Annotated in this window: 21 protein-coding genes; 9 read left to right on the forward strand and 12 right to left on the reverse strand. The window is 72.9% G+C overall.

The window, feature by feature from the left end; translation table 11 throughout:
* Positions 1 to 170 precede the first annotated feature (170 nt).
* The 8 genes from DN051_RS06220 to DN051_RS06255 form a co-directional block, all read right to left on the reverse strand.
* Complete coding sequence (locus DN051_RS06220) at positions 171 to 914, reverse strand: PIG-L deacetylase family protein (RefSeq protein WP_053757115.1); 744 nt, start codon at positions 912 to 914, stop codon at positions 171 to 173.
* 70 nt (positions 915 to 984) lie between these two features.
* Positions 985 to 2,286 (reverse strand): alpha/beta fold hydrolase, encoded by a 1,302-nt coding sequence (locus DN051_RS06225; protein WP_053757116.1) that lies wholly within the window; start codon positions 2,284 to 2,286, stop codon positions 985 to 987.
* A 103-nt stretch (positions 2,287 to 2,389) separates the two neighbouring features.
* Positions 2,390 to 3,415: a LacI family DNA-binding transcriptional regulator gene (locus tag DN051_RS06230; protein WP_053757117.1), complete on the reverse strand. Its 1,026-nt coding sequence runs from the start codon at positions 3,413 to 3,415 to the stop codon at positions 2,390 to 2,392.
* A gap of 289 nt (positions 3,416 to 3,704) precedes the next feature.
* A complete protein-coding gene (locus tag DN051_RS06235) occupies positions 3,705 to 4,025 on the reverse strand; it encodes an L-rhamnose mutarotase (protein WP_053757118.1) in 321 nt (106 codons plus the stop codon).
* Between the two features lie 16 nt (positions 4,026 to 4,041).
* Positions 4,042 to 5,118, reverse strand: coding sequence for a rhamnose ABC transporter substrate-binding protein (gene rhaS, locus DN051_RS06240; RefSeq protein WP_112438182.1), 1,077 nt, complete (start codon positions 5,116 to 5,118; stop codon positions 4,042 to 4,044).
* Positions 5,119 to 5,211: 93 nt separating this feature from the next.
* Positions 5,212 to 6,186 carry an ABC transporter permease gene (locus tag DN051_RS06245; protein WP_053757120.1) on the reverse strand — a complete coding sequence of 325 codons (975 nt, stop codon included), beginning with the start codon at positions 6,184 to 6,186 and terminating at the stop codon, positions 5,212 to 5,214.
* Positions 6,179 to 7,219: an ABC transporter permease gene (locus DN051_RS06250; RefSeq protein WP_053757121.1), complete on the reverse strand. Its 1,041-nt coding sequence runs from the start codon at positions 7,217 to 7,219 to the stop codon at positions 6,179 to 6,181. Before DN051_RS06250 ends, DN051_RS06245 begins: the two co-directional genes overlap by 8 nt.
* A 133-nt stretch (positions 7,220 to 7,352) precedes the next feature.
* Positions 7,353 to 8,867 carry a sugar ABC transporter ATP-binding protein gene (locus DN051_RS06255; protein WP_053757146.1) on the reverse strand — a complete coding sequence of 505 codons (1,515 nt, stop codon included), beginning with the start codon at positions 8,865 to 8,867 and terminating at the stop codon, positions 7,353 to 7,355.
* 284 nt (positions 8,868 to 9,151) lie between these two features.
* On the opposite strand from DN051_RS06255, the gene rhaI reads away from it, so the two are divergent.
* The 7 genes from rhaI (at position 9,152) to DN051_RS06290 (ending at position 18,094) form a co-directional block, all read left to right on the forward strand.
* A complete protein-coding gene (gene rhaI / locus DN051_RS06260; RefSeq protein ID WP_053757122.1) occupies positions 9,152 to 10,321 on the forward strand; it encodes an L-rhamnose isomerase in 1,170 nt (389 codons plus the stop codon).
* Between the two features lie 159 nt (positions 10,322 to 10,480).
* Positions 10,481 to 12,520: a bifunctional aldolase/short-chain dehydrogenase gene (locus DN051_RS06265; protein WP_112442091.1), complete on the forward strand. Its 2,040-nt coding sequence runs from the start codon at positions 10,481 to 10,483 to the stop codon at positions 12,518 to 12,520.
* An 8-nt stretch (positions 12,521 to 12,528) separates the two neighbouring features.
* Positions 12,529 to 13,965, forward strand: coding sequence for a rhamnulokinase (locus tag DN051_RS06270; protein ID WP_112438183.1), 1,437 nt, complete (start codon positions 12,529 to 12,531; stop codon positions 13,963 to 13,965).
* Positions 13,966 to 14,038: 73 nt separating this feature from the next.
* On the forward strand, positions 14,039 to 14,794 hold the full coding sequence (locus DN051_RS06275) for a (Fe-S)-binding protein (protein WP_053757124.1): 756 nt from the start codon (positions 14,039 to 14,041) through the stop codon (positions 14,792 to 14,794).
* Positions 14,791 to 16,275 (forward strand): LutB/LldF family L-lactate oxidation iron-sulfur protein, encoded by a 1,485-nt coding sequence (locus DN051_RS06280; protein WP_053757125.1) that lies wholly within the window; start codon positions 14,791 to 14,793, stop codon positions 16,273 to 16,275. Before DN051_RS06275 ends, DN051_RS06280 begins: the two co-directional genes overlap by 4 nt.
* On the forward strand, positions 16,272 to 16,913 hold the full coding sequence (locus DN051_RS06285; protein ID WP_112442093.1) for a LutC/YkgG family protein: 642 nt from the start codon (positions 16,272 to 16,274) through the stop codon (positions 16,911 to 16,913). The genes DN051_RS06280 and DN051_RS06285 overlap by 4 nt, the downstream gene beginning before the upstream one ends.
* A gap of 26 nt (positions 16,914 to 16,939) precedes the next feature.
* Positions 16,940 to 18,094, forward strand: a complete 1,155-nt coding sequence (locus DN051_RS06290) for an ABC transporter ATP-binding protein (RefSeq protein ID WP_112438184.1) — start codon at positions 16,940 to 16,942, stop codon at positions 18,092 to 18,094.
* A 109-nt stretch (positions 18,095 to 18,203) separates the two neighbouring features.
* On the opposite strand, the gene DN051_RS06295 is transcribed toward DN051_RS06290, so the two are convergent.
* Genes DN051_RS06295 through DN051_RS06305 form a run of 3 tightly spaced genes read right to left on the reverse strand, consistent with a single transcriptional unit; the run spans position 18,204 to position 20,487 of the window.
* Positions 18,204 to 19,142: an ABC transporter substrate-binding protein gene (locus DN051_RS06295; protein ID WP_112438185.1), complete on the reverse strand. Its 939-nt coding sequence runs from the start codon at positions 19,140 to 19,142 to the stop codon at positions 18,204 to 18,206.
* Complete coding sequence (locus DN051_RS06300; RefSeq protein WP_053757128.1) at positions 19,139 to 19,810, reverse strand: ABC transporter permease; 672 nt, start codon at positions 19,808 to 19,810, stop codon at positions 19,139 to 19,141. The genes DN051_RS06295 and DN051_RS06300 overlap by 4 nt, the downstream gene beginning before the upstream one ends.
* Positions 19,807 to 20,487, reverse strand: coding sequence for an ABC transporter permease (locus DN051_RS06305; protein ID WP_053757129.1), 681 nt, complete (start codon positions 20,485 to 20,487; stop codon positions 19,807 to 19,809). Before DN051_RS06305 ends, DN051_RS06300 begins: the two co-directional genes overlap by 4 nt.
* 158 nt (positions 20,488 to 20,645) lie before the next feature.
* On the opposite strand from DN051_RS06305, the gene DN051_RS06310 reads away from it, so the two are divergent.
* Both DN051_RS06310 and DN051_RS06315 read left to right on the forward strand, forming a co-directional pair.
* Positions 20,646 to 21,437: an ABC transporter ATP-binding protein gene (locus tag DN051_RS06310; protein WP_053757130.1), complete on the forward strand. Its 792-nt coding sequence runs from the start codon at positions 20,646 to 20,648 to the stop codon at positions 21,435 to 21,437.
* 3 nt (positions 21,438 to 21,440) lie between these two features.
* The gene (locus DN051_RS06315) at positions 21,441 to 22,754 is read left to right on the forward strand and encodes an FtsX-like permease family protein (protein WP_053757131.1); all 1,314 of its coding nucleotides are present in this window, start codon (positions 21,441 to 21,443) and stop codon (positions 22,752 to 22,754) included.
* A gap of 650 nt (positions 22,755 to 23,404) precedes the next feature.
* On the opposite strand, the gene DN051_RS06320 is transcribed toward DN051_RS06315, so the two are convergent.
* Complete coding sequence (locus tag DN051_RS06320) at positions 23,405 to 23,977, reverse strand: TetR/AcrR family transcriptional regulator (RefSeq protein WP_053760614.1); 573 nt, start codon at positions 23,975 to 23,977, stop codon at positions 23,405 to 23,407.
* Positions 23,978 to 24,036 lie beyond the last annotated feature (59 nt).

Consider the following 24,036-nt stretch of genomic DNA (forward strand, 5'->3'; position numbering starts at 1 on the left):
GGTCGGCTGCGCGGACCGCCGCACCGACGCGAACAGCCGGGCGCCCGCCCTCGCCGACGCGGCACGACGGGTCCCCGGGCCCGGCGAGCGGACCACGGCACCGACGCGGGCGCCCCACGGGGCAGGGCCGTGGCCCTCCGCGCGGCGGCCCACGGCCGTCCGACGGCGGGTCAGCGGGGGAAGAGTTCGAACGCCACCGCGGGCTTGTCCCCGAACCGCTTGCCGACCTCCCGCGCGATACCGGTCAGGAAGTTCCGGACGTAGGTCTCGGGGTCCTCGTCCGTCAGCGCCTCGATGTAGGCGCGGTGTTCGAGCAGCGAGCGGATGCCGCGCTCCAGGCCGGGCGCGGCGTCCACGGCGTGCGTGGGGGTGGTGGAGCCGGCGACCGCGACCCAGCGGACGCCGTTCCAGGGTTCCAGGCCCTGTTCGACGAGTTCCGGGAAGATCCACCGGTTGCCCGCGTCGCCCGCCGCGTCCAGCGTGGCGCGGCCGACGGCGACATGGTCGGGGGTGTTCCAGGCCACACCGCCCCAGGTGTCCCGGTGGTTGAGGGTGATGACGAGTTCCGGCCGGTACCGGCGGATCGCCGCGGCGATGTCGCGGCGCAGCGCGGTGCCGTACTCGATCACTCCGTCCCGGTGGCCGAGGAACTCCACCGCCGACACCCCGACGACGGCGGCACTGGCCCGCTGCTCGCGCTCGCGCAGCGGGCCGCACCGCTCCGGCTCCACGGTGTCGATGCCCGCCTCGCCGCGGGTCGCCAGGACGTAGCTGATCTCACGGCCCGCCTCGGTCCACGCCGCGATCGCCGCCGAGCAGCCGTACTCGAGGTCGTCCGGGTGCGCCACGACCGCGAGGGCGCGCTGCCAGTCGTCCGGCATGGGCTGGAGCTGAGTGATCGTCGACTCGGTCATGTCCGCAGATTAGTCCGTGCCCGTGGGCCGCACCGTCCGTGCCGGTGGGCCGCACCGGCACGGACGGACCTCAGACCTCGTCGCGGGTCAGCGCGATCAGCCGGTCCAGGACCCGGGGGCCGCCGGCCCGGACGCCGTCGTGCTCGAACTCGTCGGTGACCCAGGTGCGCAGACCCCGGACGGCACGGGCGGTCTGAAGCGAGTGCGCCGTGTCGACGTACATGTCGTCGTGGTAGATCGCCGCCGCGACCGGCACCTCGTTGGCGGCGAGCCGCGCGGGGTCGTACAGGGGCCGCCAGTCGGTGCGGGCGGCGAGCAGTTCGGCCGTCTCGCGCAGCGGGCGCAGGGCCGGGTCGCACTCGAACATCCAGGGGTGGACGGTCTCGCCGGTGAACAGCAGCGGCGCGTCGCCCGCGAGCGTCTTGGCGGCGTCGAACTGCCCGAACTCCGCCCGGACCCGCTCGGCCGACCAGGCGGTGGGCCGCTCGTCCTGGCCGTAGATGGCCTCGTGGACGAGGGCGTACAGGGGGTGGCCCGCGTACGACAGCAGGCTCTGGGCCTCCTCCTGGAACGAGTCGGACAGGGCCGTGCCCGCCGGGGTGCGGACGAAGGCGTCCTCCAGGAGGTAGTGCAGCCGGTGGCTGCCCTCGGAACCGCCGAGGAGGATACCGAGGGACTGGAAGGCCTCGGCGGTGAACCGGTAGCCGTTCGGCAGGACCACGTCGTGGCTGAGCAGGTGGTCGGCGATGCGGCGGGCGCGCTCCACGTCCTGCGGGTACCGCGCGTAGTGCGCGGCGACCTTGCGCTCGATCCGCGGGTAGGCGGCCCGGTAGACGTCGTCGGCGTGCGCGTCGAGGGCGGGCAGGCCGCCGGTGACGAACGCCGCGCGCAGGCCCTCGGGGGCGGTCGACAGGTAGGTCACCGTGCAGAAGCCGCCGAAGCTCTGGCCGAGCACCGTCCAGGGGGCGCCGCCGGTGACCTCGGGGCGGATCGCCTCGCAGTCGCGGACGATCGAGTCGGCGCGGAACGCGGCCAGGTAGCGGGCCTGCTCGGCCGGGCCGCCGCGCAGCGGCAGCGTCTGGCGGTTGGCTGGCGTGGAGTGGCCGGTGCCGCGCTGGTCGAGCATCAGGACGCGGTAGTCCTGCAGGGCGCGGCCGAGCCAGGCCTGCTTTCCGACGAAACGATTCGCCCCGAAGCCTGGGCCGCCCTGGAGGTACAGCAGCCAGGGCAGGTCGCGGCCCTCCTTGTCGCCGGCGACGACCTCGCGGGCGTACAGCTCGATCGTCTCTCCCGCCGGGTCGTCGTGGTCGAGGGGCACGGTGAAACGGCGGTCGGTGAGGACGACGCCGGGCTGGCGGTAGCTGACGCTCAACGGGTCTCCCGGATGCGGACGGCAATGTGGACCGCGTCCCAGTTCAGCACATGTGCCCGCGACGGGCGGGACCGGGGATCATGAACGGCTGCTGACCGGTGGTTCAGCGGCCCGGCAGACTGGAGCGCCGCACCACCAGCTCCGGCTGGAGCACCACGCGCCGGTGCTCGTGCAGGCCGGCCGCGCTCTCCCCCTCGGTCTCCTCCAGCAGCAGCTCGGCGGCCAGCGCGCCCATGGTGACGGCGGGCTGGCGGACCGAGGTGAGCGGCACAGCCGCGGCGGCGGCGAACTCGATGTCGTCGTAGCCGACGATGGCGAGGTCGTCGGGGACGCTCACGCCGGCCGCGTACAGGGCCTGGAGGACCCCGAGGGCGAGCAGGTCGTTGGCGCAGAAGACGGCGGTCGGGCGCTCGGCCAGCCCGAGCAGGCGGGCGCCCGCGTCCCGGCCCGCGGCCACGTCCAGCCGCTCCGTGGGCAGCTCACGCAGCGCGTCCGGGCCGAGGCCCGCCTCGGCGAGCGCGTTCAGGGCGCCGGTGCGCCGGTCGCGGACCTGGGTGAGGCCGGGCGGGCCGCTGACGTACGCGATGGAGCGGTGCCCGGCGTCGACCAGATGACGCACGGCCAGCGCGCCGCCCGCCACGTCGTCGACGGAGACCGAGCACTCGGTGGTGCCCTCCGCGACCCGGTCTACGAGGACGAAGGGGATGTTGTGGCGGCGGAACGCGGCGATGTTGCGGCCGGTGGCGTCGGCCGGGGTGAGCAGCACGCCGCGCACCCGCTGTTCGGCGAACAGGGAGAGGTAGTCGGCCTCCTCCGCGGGGTCCTGGGCGCTGTTGCAGACCATCACGCCGAGGCCGGCCTCCCGCGCGGCGCGCTCCGCCCCGCGGGCGACGTCGACGAAGAACGGGTTGCCCATGTCGAGGACGAGCAGACCCATGATCCGGCTCCGGCCCGCGCGCAGTTGGCGGGCCGACTCGCTGCGGACGTAGCCGAGCCGTTCGATCGCCGACTGCACACGCGCGCGGGTCTCCGTGGCGACCGTCTCCGGCCGGTTGATGACATTGGAGACGGTGCCCACGGAGACCCCGGCGACCCGGGCGACATCCTTGATACCCACCGACTGGGCCATCAGGCAGCGACCTCCAGGGAAACGTGGGGCGACGAGAAGCACCTCACACTACCGTCACGCCACCGCGGCGCGGCCGCACTCGGGCGGGTACCCGGATGCCGGCGCGACGCGGTGCCGGCGGCCGGTTCCGTGCCCGGCCGGTCCGCCGGACGGCCGCGGCGCGCGGGCCGGCCGGCGACGGCCGGTGCGGCCGCCGGTTCCGGTCCGGCGGCCCGTCCGCCGCAGTGGGCCACGGCGCTCGGCACGGCGGTGGGGGACGACGTGCGTCTTCTCATCGGGCGGCTCCGGCTCAGGCGAGGTGGAAGACTTCGGACAGGGGCTTCATGGCCTCGTCGGGGCGGGCGCCGTCCAGCGACTCGAAGAACGGCGCCATCTCCGCCTGCCAACGGGCGTTGATCTCCGTGGCCTCCATGCCGGCCCGGGCGGCGGCGAAGTCCTCGGTCTCCACGTAGCCGACCAGCAGGCCGTCCTCACGCAGGAAGAGCGAGTAGTTGTGCCAGCCGGTGGCCGAGAGTGCCTGGAGCATCTCGGGCCACACGGCGGCGTGCCGCTCGCGGTACTCGGCGAGGCGGTCCGCCCGGACCTTCAGCAGAAAGCACACACGCTGCATCGGCAGTCCCCCGGGATCAGAAGTTGTAGTCGTCGATGTTCTCGGCGTCGAACACGGTCGGCTTGCCCAGGCTGATCACGCCGTCCTTGCCGATCGTGAACTCGCCCATGCCGCCCGCGGTGAACGTCTCGCCCTCCTTGCCGGTGATCTGTCCGGAGACCAGCGCGACGGCGGTCCGGGCGGCCAGCTCGCCCAGCTTGGCCGGGTCCCACAGCTCGAACGCCTCGACGGTGCCGTTCTTGACGTACTTGCGCATGTCGTTGGGGGTGCCGAGACCGGTCAGCTTGACCTTGCCCTTGTACTTCGAGCCGGACAGGTACTGGGCTGCGGCCTTGATGCCGACGGTGGTCGGGGAGATGATCCCCTTCAGGTCCGGGTACTCCTGGAGCAGGCCCTGGGTCTGCTGGAAGGACTGCTGGGCGTCGTCGTTGCCGTACGCGACCTTGACCAGCTTGATGTCCTTGTACTTCGGATCCTTGAGCTCGTCCTTCATGAACTCGATCCAGGTGTTCTGGTTCGTCGCGGTCTGCGCGGCCGACAGGATCGCGATCTCGCCCTTGTAGCCGATCTGTTCGGCGAGCAGCTGCACCTCGGTGCGCCCCAGGTCCTCGGCGCTGGCCTGCGAGACGAAGGCGTTGCGGCAGTCGGGCTTGGTGTCGGAGTCGTAGGTGACGACCTTGATGTCGTTGCTCATGGCCTGCTTGAGGGCCGTGCACAGGGCGCCCGGGTCCTGCGCGGAGACGGCCATCGCGTCGACCTGCTGCTGGGTGAGGGTGTTGACGTAGGAGACCTGGCCGGAGGTGTCGGTGGCGCTGGACGGGCCGACCTCCTTGTAGCTGGAGCCCAGTTCCTTCAGCGCCGCTTCGCCGCCCTTGTCCGCGGACGTGAAGTAGGGGTTGTTGACCTGCTTGGGCAGGAAGCCGACGGTCAGGCCCTTCTTGAGTTCGGCGTTCGGGTCGGCCTGGCCGGCCGCGGCCCCCGAGCCGCCCTCCTCGGCGACGTCCTTCTTGGTGGTGCCGCCGCAGGCGGTGAGGGCGAGGGAGGTGGCGGTGGCGAGGGCCGCGCAGGTGCGGCGGAGGGACTTCTTACGCATCACGGGTCCTTAGTGACGAAGGTGAGTGGATGCCCCTGAGGGGCGAGGGGAACTGCGCGACCGGCCGCGGACGGGCCGCGGCGGTCGAACGGCCTATCCGGCGGAGCGGGCCGCCCTCGCTACGGAGATCTGGCGCGCGACCCGCGGGCCGAGCACCGACAGGACGAGCAGGACGCCCGTCACGACGATCTGCGACTGCGCGGAGACGTCCTGGAGGCTCATGACGTTCTGCAGCGCACCGAGCAGGAACACCCCGGCGACGGCGCCGCCGAGCGTCCCCTTGCCGCCGTCGAAGTCGATGCCGCCGAGCAGCACGGCAGCGACGACGGACAGTTCGAGCCCGGTGGCGTTGTCGTACCGGGCACTGGCGTAGTGCAGGGCCCAGAACACCCCGGTGAGGGAGGCCATCAGGCCGGTCACCGTGAACAGGATCAGCTTCTGCCGCTTGACCCGGATCCCGGCGAAGCGGGCGGCCTCCTCGCTCGCGCCGATCGCGTACCACGACCGCCCGAAGGGGGTGGCGTGCAGCGCGACCACCGCGATCGCCAGCAGCACCAGGAAGGGCAGCAGGGCGTACGGGATGAACGTGTCGCCGATCCGGCCGGCCGCGAAGTCCAGGTACGGGGTGGGGAAGTCGGTCACCGCGTCGGAGCCGAGCACGATCTGCGCGATGCCGCGGTAGGCGGCGAGGGTGCCGATGGTGACGGCGAGGGACGGCAGCCCCAGCCCGGTCACCAGCAGACCGTTGATCAGCCCGCACACCACACCGAGCAGCAGGCACAGCGGGATGATCGTCTCGATGGTCATGCCCTGGTTCCACAGGGCGCCCATCACCGCGCCGGACAGTCCCGCGGTGGAGGCGACCGACAGATCGATCTCCCCGGAGACGACGAGCAGCGTCATGGGCAGCGCGATCAGCGCGATGGGCAGGGTGTTGCCGATGAGGAACGACAGGTTCAGCGCGTTCCCGAAGCCGTCGACGAAGCCGAACGACAGCAGCAGGACGACGATCAGCAGGACGCCGACGACCGTGTCCCAGCGGACGGCACGCGTCAAGGACTCAGGCATGGCGGACGTTCCTCTTCTTCAGGGCGGACGCCACGCGCAGGGCGACCACACGGTCCACGGCGATGGCGAGGATGAGTAGGATGCCGTTGATCGCGAGCACCCAGACCGAGCTGACACCGAGCGCGGGCAGCACGCTGTTGATCGAGGTCAGCAGCAGCGCGCCGAGGGCCGCGCCGTAGACGCTGCCGGAGCCGCCCGTGAACACGACGCCGCCCACCACGACCGCGCTGACGACGGTCAGTTCGTAGCCGTTGCCGGTGCCCGAGTCGACGTTGCCGAACCGGGCCAGGTACATCGCGCCGGCGAGTCCGGCGAGGGCGCCGCAGAAGGTGTAGGCGGTGAGGATCCGCTTGCGGACCGGGATGCCGGCCAGGCGCGCGGCCTCCGGGTTGGAGCCGAGCGCGTACAGCTCGCGGCCGCTGCCGTAGTGCTTGAGGTAGTACGCCGTCGCCACCAGGACCGCGAGGGCGATCAGCGCCAGCCACGGCACCGCCGAGAGGCCGCCGGAGCCGAAGTCGACGAATCCGCCCGGCAGATCGGCCGCGGTGATCTGGCGCGAGCCGACCCAGATGGAGTCGATGCCGCGGATGATGTAGAGGGTGCCCAGCGTCACGACCAGCGCGGGCACCTGGCCGAGGCTCACGAGGAGGCCGTTGAGCAGGCCGAAGCCGACCCCCGTCAGCACCGCCAGCAGCACGGCCACCACGGGGTTGCCGCCACCGTGGAGGTAGGTCCCGGCGGCGAAGGCGCTGATGCCGAGGGTGGAGCCGACCGACAGGTCGACGTTGCGGGTGATGACGACCAGGGACTGGCCGGTGGCGACCAGGACCAGGATCGTCGCGTTCAGCAGCAGGTCCTTGATGCCCTGCTCGGACAGGAACTCGCTGTTGCCGGCCTGGGTGACGGCGATCATCACCAGGAACACCACGAGGATGGCGAGTTCGCGCATCTTGAAGACGCGGTCGACCAGTCGGGTCCCGCTGGACCTGGGCACTTCGGCGGCCGGGGCGGGGTTCGGCGCGGTCACGGTCATGCTGCGGCCCTTTCGTCCGCTGCCCCGCCCGCGCGGCGTGCGGGTGCGGGTACGGCGGTCGTCGTCGTCTGCGGTGCGGCGCCGGCGCGTGCTGCGCCACGGCCCGACGGGCGCGGGAGGTACCCCGGGCGGCTCACGCGGCCCTCCCGGTGGCCGCGGCCATCACGCTTTCCTCGGTGGCGTCGGAGCGCGGGATCTCGGCGGTGAGCCGGCCCTCGTGCATCACCAGCACGCGGTCGGCCATGCCGAGGATCTCGGGCAGGTCGGAGGAGATCATCAGTACCGCCACTCCGTCGGCGGCCAGTTCGCTCAGCAGCCGGTGCACCTCCGCCTTGGTGCCGACGTCGATGCCGCGGGTCGGCTCGTCGACGATCAGCACCTTGGGCCGGGTCGCGAGCCACTTGGCGAGCACGACCTTCTGCTGGTTGCCGCCCGACAGGGTGGCGACGGCATCGGCGATCCGGGCGTACTTGACCTGGAGCCTGACCGCCCAGTCCAGGGAGCGGCTGCGTTCGGCTCCGCGGTCCACGAGGCCGGCCCGCACGGTGGTCCGGAGTCCGGTGAGCCCGATGTTGCGTTCGATGGACATGTCCATCACCAGGCCCTGGGCGCGCCGGTCCTCGGGAACCAGGGCCAGCCCGGCGGCCATCGCGGTGGACGGGGCGCCGTTGATCAGCCTGCGCCCGTCGATCTCGACCTCGCCGGCGTCCCACCGGTCGACCCCGAAGACGGCCCGCGCCACCTCGGTGCGCCCGGCGCCGACGAGTCCCGCGAGGCCGACGATCTCGCCGCGCCGCACATCGAAGGAGACGTCGGTGAAGACGCCCTCGCGGGTCAGCCGGCGCACGCTGAGGGCGACCTCGCCGGGGCGGACGTCCTGCTTGGGGTACAGCTCGTCGAGGTCCCGGCCGACCATCCGGCGGACCAGGTCGTCCTCGGTCATGCCGTCGAGGGGTTCGGAGGCGATCCAGGCGCCGTCGCGCAGGGTGGTGACCCTCCGGCAGATCCGGAAGATCTCCTCCAGCCGGTGCGAGATGAACAGGACGGCGGCGCCCTGCTCCTCCAGCGTGCGCACGACGCCGAAGAGGCGGGCCACCTCGCTGCCGGTGAGCGCGGCCGTCGGCTCGTCCATGATCAGGACCCGGGCGTCGAAGGAGAGCGCCTTGGCGATCTCCACGATCTGCTGGTCGGCGATGGACAGACCGCGGGCGGGGCGCTCGGGGTCGAGTTCGACGCCGAGGCGCTGCATCAGGGCGGCGGTCGCGGCGTGCGTGGCCCGGTGGTCGATGCGGCCGAGGCTGCGGCGGGGCCGGCGGCCCATGAAGATGTTCTCCGCGATCGACAGGTCGGGGAAGAGGGTGGGCTCCTGGTAGATCACGGCGATCCCGGCGTCGCGGGCGTCGCCGGGTCCGTGGAAGTGGACGGGCTCGCCGTCGAGCAGCACCTGGCCGGCGTCCGGCCGGTGCACTCCGGCGAGCGTCTTGATGAGCGTCGACTTGCCGGCACCGTTCTCACCGGCGAGGGCGTGCACCTCGCCGGGGAACAGCTCCAGGGACACGTCCCGCAGGGCGCGCACCGCGCCGAACGATTTGGAGATGCCCTTGAGCGCCAGTACCGGGGTCGGCCCCGTGTCGGACGGGTGGGTCATGAGGGGCTCCTCGACGACGCGGCGGAGCGGCAGGGCGGCCCCCACGGCGTCGTGAAAGGTTTCAACTTGGTTGCCGGGACGTTAGGCGGGTCGGACACCGCGCGTCAATGGGTACGAGTCGAAAAGCCTGCGGCAGCCTCAAGGTCACAACGGAGTCACGAAAGGCGGTCTTGGTCAGGGTGCTTGACACCCCTGCCGGGTGCTCATAGCTTGCGGTTGTTCTGAATCGTTTCATCGGTGCATGTCAGCGACCTGTTCCGACCGCATGCCACAGGAGCCCAGCAGTGACCGATCTCGCCGCGGTGAAGGCCGCGCTCAGGACCCAGGCAGTCGAGACGCCGTCATGGGCGTACGGGAACTCCGGGACGCGCTTCAAGGTGTTCGCCCAGCAGGGCATACCCCGCGATCCGCGCGAGAAGCTGGACGACGCCGCGAAGGTCCACGAGTTCACCGGCGTCGCCCCGACCGTCGCCCTGCACATCCCGTGGGACAGGGTCGACGGAGCCGGCGGCTACGCAGGGCTCGCCGAGCACGCCGCGCAGCGCGGTGTGAAGCTGGGCGCGATCAACTCCAACACCTTCCAGGACGACGCCTACCGGCTGGGCAGCATCTGCCACCCGGACGCCGCGGTGCGGCGCAAGGCGGTCGACCACCTGCTGGAGTGCGTCGACATCATGGACGCGACCGGTTCCCGGGACCTGAAGCTGTGGTTCGCGGACGGCACGAACTACCCCGGCCAGGACGACGTGCGCGAGCGGCAGGACCGGCTCGCCGAAGGACTCGCCCGGGTCTACGAGCGACTGGGCGAACAGCAGCGGATGCTGCTGGAGTACAAGTTCTTCGAGCCGGCCTTCTACACCACCGACGTGCCGGACTGGGGGACGGCCTACGCGCACTGTCTGAAGCTCGGGCCGAGGGCGCAGGTGGTCGTCGACACGGGGCACCACGCGCCGGGCACCAACATCGAGTTCATCGTGGCCACCCTGCTGCGGGAGGGGAAGCTCGGCGGATTCGACTTCAACTCCCGGTTCTACGCGGACGACGACCTGATGGTCGGCGCGGCGGACCCCTTCCAGCTGTTCCGCATCATGTACGAGGTGACGCGCGGCGGCGGGTTCACCTCCGACACCGCGTTCATGCTCGACCAGTGCCACAACATCGAACCGAAGATCCCCGCGATCATCCGGTCGGTGATGAATGTGCAGGAGGCGACGGCGAAGGCGCTGCTCGTCGACCGGGAGGCGCTGGCGGCGGCGCAGCGGGCCGAGGACGTGCTGGGCGCGAACGCCGTGGTCATGGACGCGTACAACACGGACGTGCGGCCGCTGCTGCGCGAACTGCGCGAGGAGATGGGCCTGGACCCCGAGCCGATGGCCGCGTACGCGCGGTCCGGGTACGCCGAGAAGATCGTCGCGGAGCGGGTCGGCGGGCAGCAGGCGGGCTGGGGCGCGTGAGCACCCTCCCCGTGGCGCCCGCCGTGTGACGCCCGGCCGCGGGCCGCGGGCCGGATGTGGCCGGCCGCGCGGCTCCCGGCGCCCCTGATACGTCACCCACCCCCGCTCCCCGCCCCCGACCCAGGCCTTCCCCCTCTCCCACGTAAGGACTGAATGTTCATGGCACCCCACCCCGAGGCCGCCGCCCTCCTGGCGCGGTCGCACCGGCTCGGCTCCGACCCCCGCAACACCAACTACGCCGGCGGCAACGCCTCCGCGAAGGGCACCGACACCGATCCCGTGACCGGCGGCGACGTGGAGCTGATGTGGGTCAAGGGATCCGGCGGCGACCTCGGCACACTGACCGAGGCGGGCCTGGCCGTACTGCGGCTCGACCGGCTGCGCGCACTGTGCGACGTCTACCCCGGGGTCGACCGGGAGGACGAGATGGTCGCCGCCTTCGACTACTGCCTGCACGGCAAGGGCGGCGCCGCGCCGTCCATCGACACCGCCATGCACGGTCTGGTCGACGCCGCGCACGTCGACCACCTGCACCCCGACTCCGGAATCGCGCTGGCCTGCGCCGCCGACGGCGAGAAACTGACCGCCGAGTGCTTCGGCGACAGCGTGGTGTGGGTGCCGTGGCGCCGGCCCGGCTTCCAGCTCGGGCTGGACATCGCGGCGGTCAAGGCGGCCAACCCGCAGGCCGTCGGCGTGATCCTGGGCGGTCACGGCATCACCGCCTGGGGCGACACCGCCGAGGAGTGCGAACGCAACTCGCTGCACATCATCGGCACCGCGGAGGCGTTTCTCGCCGAGCGCGGCCGGCCCGAACCCTTCGGACCGGTCGTCGAGGGCTACGAGGCGCTGCCCGGGGCCGAGCGGCGGGAGCGGGCGGCGGCACTGGCCCCCTACGTCCGGGCGGTGGCCTCCCAGGACCGGGCGCAGGTCGGGCACTTCACCGACACGGACGTGGTGCTGGACTTCCTGGCCCGGGCGGAGCATCCGCGGCTCGCCGCGCTCGGCACCTCCTGCCCCGACCACTTCCTGCGCACCAAGGTCCGCCCCCTCGTCCTCGACCTGCCGCCGACGGCCCCGCTGGACGAGGCGATCGCCCGCCTGAAGGAACTGCACGCCGCCTACCGCGAGGAGTACGCCGCCTACTACACGCGGCACGCCGGACCCGACTCCCCGGCGATGCGCGGCGCCGACCCGGCGATCGTGCTCGTGCCGGGCGTGGGCATGTTCAGCTTCGGCAAGGACAAGCAGACCGCCCGGGTCGCGGGCGAGTTCTACGTCAACGCCGTCAACGTGATGCGGGGCGCCGAGGCCGTCTCGGCGTACGCGCCGATCGAGGAGTCGGAGAAGTTCCGCATCGAGTACTGGGCGCTGGAGGAGGCCAAGCTGCAGCGGATGCCGCGCCCCAAGGCGCTGGCGACGCGGGTGGCGCTGGTGACCGGGGCGGGCAGCGGCATCGGGAAGGCCATCGCGGGCCGGCTGGTGGCCGAGGGCGCCTGCGTCGTGGTCGCCGACCTGAACGCCGAGAACGCCGCCGCGGTGGCGGAGGAACTGGGCGGACCCGACCGGGCCGTCGCCGTCACCGTCGACGTCACCTCGGAGGAGCAGATCGCCGAGGCCTTCAAGGCCGCCGCGCTGGCCTTCGGCGGGGTCGACCTGGTGGTCAACAACGCCGGGATCTCCGTCTCCAGGCCACTGCTGGAGACGTCGGCCGAGGACTGGGACCTCCAGCACGACATCATGGCGCGCGGCTCCTTCCTGGTCTCCCGGGAGGCGGCCCGGACGATGATCGCTCAGGGGCTCGGCGGCGACATCGTGTACATCGCGTCGAAGAACGCCGTCTTCGCCGGGCCGAACAACATCGCGTACTCGGCGACCAAGGCCGACCAGGCCCATCAGGTCCGGCTGCTGGCGGCCGAGCTGGGCGAGCACGGCATCCGGGTCAACGGGGTGAACCCGGACGGTGTGGTGCGCGGTTCGGGAATCTTCGCGGGCGGCTGGGGAGCGCAGCGGGCCGCGGTGTACGGCGTGCCGGAGGAGAAGCTCGGGGAGTTCTACGCCCAGCGCACGATCCTCAAGCGCGAGGTGCTGCCGGAGCATGTCGCGAACGCCGTGTTCGCGCTGACCGGCGGCGAGTTGAGTCACACCACCGGTCTGCACGTCCCGGTCGACGCCGGCGTCGCCGCGGCCTTCCTGCGATGACTCCGGGCATGAGGGCGTACGCCGCGGTCGACCTGGGCGCGTCCAGCGGGCGTGTCATGGTCGGCCGCGTCGGCCGGCACGAACTGAAACTGACCGAGGCGCACCGCTTCGCCAACCGGCCCGTGCGGGTGCCGGAGGGCCTGCGCTGGGACGTGCTGGCGCTGTACGCCGGTGTGCTGGACGGGCTGCGGGCGGCCGGGCAGGTCGACTCGGTCGGCATCGACAGCTGGGCCGTGGACTACGGACTGCTGGACGCGGACGGAGCGCTGCTCGGCAACCCGGTGCACTACCGCGACCCGCGGACCGAGGGGGTCGCGGAGTCCGTCCTGGCCACCGTGCCGGCCGGTGAGCTGTACGCGGCGACCGGGTTGCAGTACGCGCCCTTCAACACGCTGTACCAGCTGACCGCCGCCCGCTCCACCGCCCAACTCGCTTACGCCCGGCGCCTGTTGATGCTTCCGGACCTGCTGTCGTACTGGCTCACCGGACGGCAGGGCACCGAGCTGACCAACGCCTCCACGACCCAGCTCGTCGACCCCGGGACCCGGGACTGGGCGTACGACCTGGCGGGCCGGCTCGGCATCGACCTGGACCTGTTCGCGCCGCTGCGCCGGCCGGGCGACCCGGCGGGCGAGCTGCGGCCCGAGGTGCTGGAGGAGACCGGACTGACCGGTCCCGTTCCGGTCACGGCGGTCGCCTCGCACGACACCGCGTCCGCGGTGGCCGCCGTACCGGCCGGCGACGAACGCTTCGCCTACATCTGCACCGGCACCTGGTCGCTGGCCGGCCTCGAACTGGACGCGCCGGTGCTCACCGAGGAGAGCCGGGCCGCCAACTTCACCAATGAGCTGGGGCTGGACGGCACGGTCCGGTATCTGCGCAACATCATGGGCCTGTGGCTGCTCCAGGAGTGCGTACGGGCCTGGGGGGAGCACGATCTCGGTGACCTGCTGCACGCGGCGGCCGAGGTGCCGGCGCTGCGGTCGGTGGTGGACGCGGGTGACGCCGCGTTCCTCGCGCCGGGGCGGATGCCCGAGCGGATCGCCGAGGCGTGCCGCGCCTCGGGGCAGCCGGTGCCCGGGTCCCCCGCCGAGATCACCCGCTGCATCCTGGACTCGCTCGCCCTGGCCCACCGGCGGGCGGTCCGGGACGCGCAGCGGCTGGCCGGCCACCCGGTCGACGTCGTGCACGTGGTCGGCGGCGGGGTGCGCAACTCGCTGCTGTGCCAGCTGACCGCCGACGCCTGCGGGCTGCCGGTGGTGGCGGGCCCGACCGAGGCCGCCGCGCTGGGCAACGTGCTGGTGCAGGCGCGCACGCACGGGCTCGTCGGCGACCGGGCGGACATGCGGCGGCTGCTCACCCGTACGCAACCCCTCACCCGCTACGAGCCGCGCGGCGGCACCGACCCGTGGCGGGCGGCCGAGGCCCGGCTGGCCGGACCGTGAGCGGGGGTCTCCCCCGGCCACGCCCACCGCACTACCCTGCACTCATCCGATGACCGACACACAAGGAGCCGCGATGCGTGTCGCTCTGTTCCTGACCTGCGTCAACGACACGCTCTATCCGGACACCGGGCGCGCCATGGTGAAACTGCTGACCAGACTGGGTGTCGAGGTCGACTTCCCGATGGCGCAGACCTGTTGCGGACAAGCCCACTACAACACCGGTTACCGGCATGAGGCGGAGCCGCTGGCCCGGCATTTCTCCGATGTCTTCGGCGAGTACGAGGCGATCGTGACGCCGTCCGGGTCGTGCGGGGCGATGGTGCGGGAGCTGTATCCGCGGATGGGCGAGCGGGCGCGTGCCGAGGGACGCGGCGGATCGCTGGCGACCGCGGTGGCGTCCGTGGTCCCCAAGACGTACGAACTCACCGAGTTCCTGGTCGATGTGCTCGACGTGACCGACGTCGGCGCGTACTACCCGCACCGGGTGACCTACCACCCGACCTGTCACGGGCTGCGCGGACTGGGCCTCGGGGACCGTCCCCGGCGGCTGCTGGAGGCCGTGCGGGGGCTCGAACTGGCCGAGTTGCCGGGCGCCGAGGAGTGCTGCGGGTTCGGCGGCACGTTCGCGCTGAAGAACCCCGACGTGTCGGCGGCGATGGGCACCGACAAGGTGCGCAACGCCGAGTCGACGGGCGCGGAGGTGCTGTGCGCGGCCGACAACTCGTGCCTGATGCACATCGGCGGCACGATGGCCCGGCTCCGGACGGGGATGCGGCCGGTGCACATCGCGGAGATCCTGGCGAGCACGGAGGAGGAACCCGCCTCATGAGCGGAACGTTCGTCGGCATGCCGGCCTTTCCCGCGGCGGCGCACGAGGCGGTGCGCAATCCCACCCTGCGCGGCAATCTGCGCCACGCCACGCACACCATCCGCGCCAAGCGGGCGAAGGCCGTCGCCGAGCTCGCTGACTGGGCCGAACTGCGGGAGGCGGGGCGGCGGATCAAGGACCACACGCTGCGTCATCTCGACCGCTACCTGGTGCAGCTGGAGGAGGCGGTCACGGCGGCCGGCGGCACCGTCCACTGGGCCGCCGACGCCGACGAGGCCAACCGCATCGTGGCCGGTCTGGTGAAGGCGACCGGCGAGACCGAGGTCGTCAAGGTCAAGTCGATGGCCACCCAGGAGATCGGCCTGAACGAGGCGCTCCTCGAAGAGGGCATCCACGCCTACGAGACCGACCTCGCGGAACTGATCGTGCAGTTGGGCGACGACCGGCCCTCGCACATCCTGGTCCCCGCGATCCACCGCAACCGGGGCGAGATCCGGGAGATCTTCACCCGCGAGATGCGCGAGTGGGGCCGCCCGGCGCCCGAGGGCCTGACCGACACGCCCGCCGAACTCGCCGAGGCGGCACGGCTGCATCTGCGGGAGAAGTTCCTGCGCGCGAAGGTGGGCATCTCCGGGGCCAACTTCATGGTCGCGGAGACGGGCACCCTGGTGGTCGTGGAGTCCGAGGGCAACGGCCGGATGTGCCTGACCCTGCCCGAGACGCTGATCTCGGTCGTCGGCATCGAGAAGGTCGTACCGACCTGGCGGGACCTGGAGGTGTTCCTCCAGACGCTGCCGCGCTCCTCGACGGCCGAGCGCATGAACCCGTACACCAGCATGTGGACGGGCACCACGGACGCCGAGACGGCGGACGGCCCGCGCGTCTTCCACCTGGTCCTCCTCGACAACGGCCGCACCGACACCCTCGCCGACGACGTCGGCCGTCAGGCCCTGCGCTGCATCCGCTGCTCGGCCTGCCTGAACGTGTGCCCGGTGTACGAGCGGGCGGGCGGCCATGCCTACGGCTCGGTCTACCCCGGCCCGATCGGCGCGATCCTCAGCCCCCAGCTGCGCGGCACCGCGAGCGAGATCGACGCCTCGCTGCCGTACGCCTCCTCGCTGTGCGGCGCCTGCTACGAGGTGTGCCCGGTGGCCATCGACATCCCCGAGGTGCTGGTGCATCTGCGGGAGCGGGTGGTCCAGGGCGGTCCGGTGACGCGCGAGGGCAACAAGGCGGTGCTCAAGCCCGCGAAGGGCCACGCGGCCGAGCGGGCCGCGATGCGGGCGGCGCTCTGGGCGCTGACCCGTCCGGGAGCCCTGCGCACCGGGCAGCGGCTCGTCTCCCGCACCCGCCGCTTCCACCCGCGCACCCTGCCGGGCCCCGGCCGGGCCTGGAGCGACAGCCGCGACCTGCCGCCGGTGCCGGCGGAACCGTTCCGGGACTGGTGGCGGCGCACGAACGGCGGAAGGGACACGAAGTGAGCGGCAGGGAACGCGTTCTGGGCCGGGTGCGGCGCGCGCTGGCGACCGCACCGGACGACGACACGCCGTACGAGCAGGCGATCGCGCGCGGCTATCTGCGCCGGCACGCGGACCTGGGTGTCGAGGGGACGGTGGACCTGCTCGCCGAGAACCTGGCGGACTACCGGGCGATCGTGCACCGCTGCGCCCTGGACGAGCTGCCCGGCACGCTCGGACGGCTGCTGGAGCTGCGGGGGTCGCGCAGTGTGCTGGTGCCGCCGGGGCTGCCGGAGTCCTGGCTCGCCGGCGTGGCGACGACCCGCGTCGACGATCGCGCGGACGACACGCCGCACGCGCTCGACCGGGTGGACAGCGTGGTGACGGGGTGCGCGGTGGCCGTCGCCGAGACCGGCACGATCGTGCTGGACGGCAGCCCGGACCAGGGCCGCCGCCGCATCACGCTGGTCCCCGACCACCACATCTGTGTCGTACGGGTCCCCGACCAGGTCGTCCCGTCCGTCCCCGTGGCCCTGGAACGGCTGGCTCCGGCCCGCCCGCTGACCTGGATCTCCGGGCCCTCGGCGACCAGCGACATCGAACTCGACCGGGTCGAGGGCGTGCACGGCCCGCGCACCCTGGAGGTGGTTCTGGTGCGGTGACGTCCCTGCGCCGTTAGCGTGAGGCCATGATCCGGTTCGAACAGGTCACCAAGCGCTACCCGGACGGTACGACCGCGGTGGACGACCTGTCCTTCGAGGTCGCGCAGGGCGAACTCGTCACGCTCGTCGGACCGTCCGGCTGCGGCAAGACGACCACGATGATGATGGTCAACCGGCTCATCGAACCGACCTCGGGCCGCATCCTCGTCGACGGCGAGGACATCGCGGCCGTCGACCCGGTGCGCCTGCGGCGGCGGATCGGCTACGTCATCCAGCAGGTCGGCCTGTTCCCGCACCGCACGATCCTGGACAACACCGCCACCGTGCCCTCGCTGATCGGCTGGAAGCGGGCCGAGGCACGGGCGCGGGCGGCGGAGCTGCTCGATCTGGTGGGCCTGGACCCGGCGACGTACGGGCCGCGCTATCCGCACCAGCTGTCGGGCGGACAGCGGCAGCGGGTCGGCGTGGCGCGGGCGCTGGCGGCCGATCCGCCGGTACTGCTGATGGACGAGCCGTTCGGCGCGGTCGACCCGGTGGTGCGCGAGCAGTTGCAGGACGAGTTCCTGCGCATGCAGGCGGCGGTGCGCAAGACGGTGCTGCTGGTCACCCACGACATCGAGGAGGCGGTCCGGCTCGGTGACCGCATCGCGGTGTACGGCCAGGGCCGGATCGAGCAGTTCGACACGCCGGGGGCGGTGCTGGGCACGCCCGCCTCGCCGTACGTCGCGGAGTTCGTCGGCGCCGACCGGGGACTGAAGCGGCTGTCGGTGACCACGATCGAGCCCGGTGACCTGGAGCAGCCGCCGGTCGCCCGGCCGGACGAGCCGGCCGCGCGGGCGGCGGACCGGCTGCGGGCGCAGCGCGCGCGCTGGGCGGTGGTGCTGGACCCGGACGGCGATCTGCACGGCTGGGTCGGGATCGACGGGCTCGGCGCGGGCGGCGCGGTCGTGGACCGCGCGCACCGGATGAACGCCTGGGTGCCGGTGGGCGCACCGCTGAAGCAGGCCTTCGGCGTGATGCTCCAGCACGACGCCGGCTGGGTCGCGGTCCTGGACGGCGCCCGCTTCCTCGGCGTGCTCACACCGGCCAAGCTGCACGAGGCCCTGCGCCGCTCGGTGGACGCGGACGCGCTGGGCGTGCCGCGCGGGCAGGTGGCGTTCGACTCGGTGGCGGACGCCTAGCTCCCGGGCTCCCGGCGGGTCTCACCTCAGCAGGCCCTTGCCGTTCGGTTCATGGTTCAGCAGGCCCTAGTCGTGTGGTTCCTGCTTCCGCCGGCCCCGCCCTTCGGGCTCACTTCAGCAGGCCCTTGTCCTCCAGGTAGGTCCGGGCCACGTCCTGCGGCAGCCGGCGCCAGCTGTCGACCTGCTGGTTCATGGCGGCGAGGTCGGCGGTGGTCAGGACCTCGTTGAGCCGGCCGAGGGCCTCCGCGGGTCCGGGTCCGCCCGCGCGGGAGCGGTTGACGACCGGGACGACGTAGTCGGCGTTCTGGAGGTGTCTGTCGTCGGCGAGCAGGACGAGGTCGAACTCCGCGAGGGTGGCGTCGGTGGTGGTGGTCAGCACCATCTGGTCCTGGCCGCTCTGGACCGCCTGCTTGGCCTGCGTGGTGCCGACGCCCTTGGGGTCCACGGCCGTGATGTCGATGCCGTAGACCTTCCGCAGCCCCGGCGCGCAGTAGGGGCGCCGGACGCACTCGTCGCCGGCGGCCAGTCGCACCTTCAGTCCGGACGCGCCGAGGTCGCTGAGGGTCTTCAGGTGGTGTTTCGCGGCGTACGAGGCACTCACCGCGAAGGCGTTCTGGTCGACGGCCCGGCCCGGGGCGAGGACGGTCAGACCACGGGGGGTGGCCAGGCGACGCAGCGCCTTCATCGTGGCGTCCAGGTCCGGTGAGCCGACCGTGGGGGCGTCGGGCCCGTTCACCTTGGCGTTGAGCCAGTCGGCGAAGGTGGCCGCGTACTCCGGCACCACGTCGATCTGGCCGGACTCCAGGGCGGGTTCGTACAGTTCGCGGTTGGCGACGGTGATGAGTGAGGTGGTGTAGCCGGCCTGGTTCAGCAGCAGCGCGTACATCTGGGCGAGCAGGTCGCTCTCGGTGAAACCCGCCGAGCCGACGACCAGGTGCCGGCTGTCGCCGGGCGATCCGGTCACCTCGCCCCGGGTCTCCAGGGACGGGCCCGTGGCACAGCCGGTCATCAGGAGCAGCAGGGCGGCCGTGACGGCGCCCCGCCTCATCGCGTTCCCCGGGCCCAGGCCGGTGCCATACGTTCGGCGCACTCGAAGACCGCCTCGACGACCAGGGCGAACGCCGCCACGAGCACGGCGCCGGCCACCACCTGCGGGGTACTGGCCAGGTTGAAACCGGCCGTGATGATCCGGCCGAGTCCGCCCCCGCCCGCCAGCGCGGCGATGGTCGCGGTGGCGACCAGCTGGACGGCGGCGATCCGCACCCCGTTCAGCACCATCGGGAACGACAGGGGCAGCTCGACGCGGAACAGCACCTGGCGGCCCGTCATCCCCATCCCCCGCGCGGCCCGCACGGTACTGGGGTCGACCTCGCGCATCCCGACGTAGGCGTTGGTGAGCAGCGGGGGAACGGCGAACAGCACCAGGGCGACGACGGTCGGCCCCTCGCCCCACCGGCCGACGGGGGTCAGCAGCAGCAGGACCAGAACCGCGAAGGTGGGGACGGCGCGGCCGACGTTGGAGATGTTCACGGCGAGGGCGCCGCCCCTGCCGAGGTGACCGAGGACGAGGGCGACGGGAAGGGCGATCAGACAGCTGACGGCCAGGCAGACGACGGTGAGCACGAGGTGTTGCAGGAGCCGCTGCCAGACGCCGTCGGTGCCCGACCAGTTGGCGGGATCGCTCAGCCAGTCCCAGGCCTCGGTCAGCGTGGTCATCCGCGGGCCGCCCTGGTCCACGGGGTGAGCAGCCGCTGGACGCCCAGCAGCAGCAGATCGGCGGCCACCGCGATGACCACGCACAGCACCGACGCGGTCAGCACCTGCGCCTTGAAGTAGGTGTTCATGCCCGCGTAGATCAGATTGCCGAGACCGCCGAAGCCCACGATCGCGCCCACCGTGACCAGGGAGACCGCGGAGACGGCGGCGATGCGCAGGCCCGCCATCGCGGCGGGCAGCGCGAGCGGCAGCTCGACGGTGAGCAGCAGCCGGACGGGGCCGTAGCCCATGCCGCGGGCGGCCTGCCGGGTGTCCTCCGGGACGGCCCGCAGCCCGGCGAGGATGTTGCGCACCAGCAAGGTCAGCGAGTACAGCGTCAGGCCCGCCACGACCAGCGTCGCGGACAGTCCGTACAGCGGCAGGAGCAGCGAGAACATGGCCAGGGACGGAATGGTGTAGAGGATCGTCGTCACGGCGAGAACGGGGCCGGCCGCCCAGCCCCACCGGCGCCCGAGGACCGCCAGCGGGAGGGCGACGAGCAGACCGACGAGGACGGAGACCGAGGTCAGCTGCACATGCTGGACCACGGCGTCGAGGAGGATCTCGCGGCGGCTGCTCAGATAGTCGCCGCAGATCCATTCGTTGCGCGCGAGGCAGTCGTCCGGTGGCGCGGTCACCCGTCCATTGCAGCGGTCGCGGCCGCCGTTCGGCTCGTTGTGGTGGCCCGTACGGGTGTCGCCGGCTACACCCCGGTTACGGGTTCTGCGCCCCGTGTGCCGGGGCGCGCTCCTTCGTAGCTTCGTGGTGGAGGCACAGGGAGTGCCGGACGGAGGCCATGACGATGTTTCGCACCCGCTCACCACGCTCGCACCCCTCGGAACCCGCGGCGCAGGCACTGCGGATGGTCAAGGTCACCCGGACCCACGGCAGCGGCGACGGCGCGGTGACCGCGTTGGACGGCGTGACGCTCGGCCTGGCCCGCGGCACGTTCACCGCGGTGATGGGTCCCTCGGGCTCGGGCAAGTCGACACTGTTGCAGTGCGCGGCCGGGCTCGACCGGCCGGACGGCGGCATCGTGCAACTGGACGGCACGGAGGTGACCGGCGCCGGTGAGTCGGAGCTGACCAGGTTCCGGCGCGGCCGGGTGGGTTTCGTCTTCCAGCAGTACAACCTGCTGGACACCCTCACCGTGGCGCAGAACACGGTGCTGCCGCTGCGGCTGGCGGGGCAGCGGGTGGACCGCCGGCGGGCCGTGGAGGTGCTGACGGCGCTGGGGCTCGGCGACCGGCTCGGGCACCGTCCGGGTCAGCTCTCCGGGGGTCAGTGCCAGCGTGTGGCGATCGCCCGTGCGCTGGTGGCCGAACCCCGCGTGATCTTCGCGGACGAGCCGACCGGCGCGCTGGACTCACGCGGCGCGCGGGACGTGCTGGGGCTGCTGCGATCGGCGGTGCGCACGCACGGCCGCACCGTGGTGATGGTGACGCACGACCCGCTGGCGGCCTCCTACGCCGACTCGGTGCTGTTCCTCGCGGACGGCCGGCTGGCGGGGCGGCTGGACGCGCCCACACCCGACGCGGTCGCCGAACGGCTGGCTCATCTCGGCGACGACGTGCCGGCGGGGGTGTGAGCGGTGTTCGTTCTGGCGATGCGCTCCGTACGCCACCGGCCCGGCCGGTTCGTCGCGACGCTGCTGGCGGCGTTCCTCGGCGCGGCGGTCATCATGGCGTTCAACGCGCTGCACGACACGGCCGCTCGGCCCGGCGTGGACCCGGTCAGCGGCGAGACGCTGACCACTGCGGCCGGCGTGGTCGGCGGTTACGGCACGCTGCTGGTGTTCTTCGCCGTCGCCTCGACCCTGACGGTCACGGTGCGCGGACGGACCGCCGAGTTGGAGCTGCTGCGCTGCTCGGGGGCCACCCCGGCGCAGATCCGGTGGATGGTCGTCGGCGAGGCGGTGGCCGTGGCGCTGGTGGGTGCCGCGTCGGCGGTCGGTCCGGCGATGCTGGGCGGACGGGCGCTGCTGGAGGTGTTCCGGGACAGCGGCCAGGTGGCCCCTTCGGTCGACGCCTCCTTCGGTCCCGTCGCGCTGGCCTCGGGCTTCGGTGTGACCGTGCTCGCCGCCGGCGGCGCGGCCCTGCTCGCCCTGCGGCGGGCGACGCGCCGGCGGGAGCCGCGGGGCCGCGCCCGGACGTTCTTCGCCTGTGCCGCGCTGATCGCCGGGGCCGGATCGGTGTGCGCGACGTTCGCCCTGCCGGCGACGAACGCGGCGCTGATGGCTCCTGCCGCGTACGGGGCGATCCTGCTGTCGGTGGGGGTGGCGCTGCCCGCGCAGCGGCTGCTGAAGCGGATGCCGGCGGGGCTGCCGCCGCTGAGCGGCGCGAGCGGCCGGCTGGCCGTCTGGAACCTCCGTGAGCGGGCCGGGCAGCTCGCCGGGATCGTGATGTCGCTGGTGCTGTTCACGGCCGTGGCGACGGCGACGCTGACGATGCAGTCCGTCGAGAGCGAAGCGATCGCCGCCTCCGGCGCGGTGAAGTCGGTCGACGCGAAGAACCTGGAGACGCTCAACGTCACGGTCGTCGGCATCGTCGTGGTGTTCGTCTGCGTGATGCTGGTCAACTCGCTCTACGCGGCGACGACGTACCGGGGCCGTGAGTTCGGGCAGCAGCGCCTCGCGGGGGCGACGCCGGGGCAGGTGCTGCGCACGGTGGCCGCCGAGGGGCTGCTGCTCACATCGACCGGCGTCCTGCTCGGCACGCCGGCCGCGGCGGCCGGGATCGTCCCGTTCACGGTGGTGCGCACGGACGGAGTGCTGCCGCAGCAGGCCGTGGGCATCTGGGCGGCGGTCGTCGGCATCGCGGCGGCGGTGACGCTGGGCACGACCCTGACGACGGCACACCGGATGCTGCGGACACCGGCGGTGGCGGCGGTGGCCGTGAATGCGTGAGCGCGGGGCGGGGGCGGCCGGTCGGACGCGCCGGGCGCCCACCGGCACCAGCACCGGCACCGGCACCGGCGAGAGCGGGGCCCAGGTCGCGTGAGAGCCACGCCGCACGGGCCCTCAGGCGACCGGCGGTTCGGACACCGCCGGGCGCCGCGGTGACCGTGACCGCGTGAGAGCCGCGCGGGGTGGGGACGGCCGGTCGGACGCGCCGAGCACCACCGGCACCGGCGAGGGCGGGGCCCAGGTCGCGTGAGAGCCACGCCGCACGGGCCCTCAGGCGACCGGCGGTTCGGACACCGCCGGGCGCCGCGGTGACCGTGACCGCGTGAGAGCCGCGCGGGGTGGGGACGGCCGGTCGGACGCGCCGAGCACCACCGGCACCGGCGAGGGCGGGGCCCAGGTCGCGTGAGAGCCGCGCGGGGCGGGGGCGGGCGAACGCGGGGCCGGGGCGTACGGGCGCCGATGCGCCTCACCGAGGCGGTCACGTCGGCGGCTGCGAGCGGCGGGCGGACACCGGCGGCACCGCGGGCCCGTGACCGCCTCACAGCCGCGCCGCACGAGGCGATCAGGCCGGCCGGTGCCACCGACACCGGCCGTGGCCCTGGCCGCATGGGCGCCGCGCCGTACGGGGCCGTCAGGCGCGACCCGTGTCCCTAGCGCACGCCCGCCGTGTCGAGCAGGGCCGTCACCGTGGCCGTGGCCAGGCCGTCGCCGATTTCCTCCAGGCGGGCGCCGGAACGGGCGCTCGCGCCGTCGAAGACCAGCATCAGCTGGCGGGCCAGCAGCTCCGGATCGGGGGCGCCGCCCAGCTCCGCCTGCGCGCGGAACGCGGACTTGAGCCGCTCCTTGGCCGCGCGGGCGACCACACTCGCGGGGTGCTCGGGGTCCTTGAGCTCGACGAGTGCGGACAGGTAGGGGCAGCCGCAGTAGTCCGGCTGCCCGGATCCCTCCTCCAGGCGCGCGAACACGTGCAGGATGCGCTCGCGCGGTGTGTCCCCGCTCCCGGGGCCGGGCGCGAGCCGCGCCTCGTACCCCGGCAGCCGCCGCTCCAGGCTCGCGGCCAGCACCGCGTCCTTGCTGTCGAAGAGCTGGTACATCGACCGCTTCGAGACACCCGCGGCCCGGCACAGCGCCTCGACGCCGATCGACACCCCGTCGCGGTAGAACAGCTCCGCCGCCGCGTCGAGCAGCCGCTCCCGCGGGGACACCTTGTCTGTCGTGGTCATACCGCGAGGCTACCGCGCCGGACGGCAAGAGAAAACCGATCGGTGTACCGCGGGGCACC

The sequence above is a fragment of the Streptomyces cadmiisoli genome, assembly GCF_003261055.1.
Classification (GTDB): Bacteria; Actinomycetota; Actinomycetes; order Streptomycetales; family Streptomycetaceae; genus Streptomyces; species Streptomyces cadmiisoli.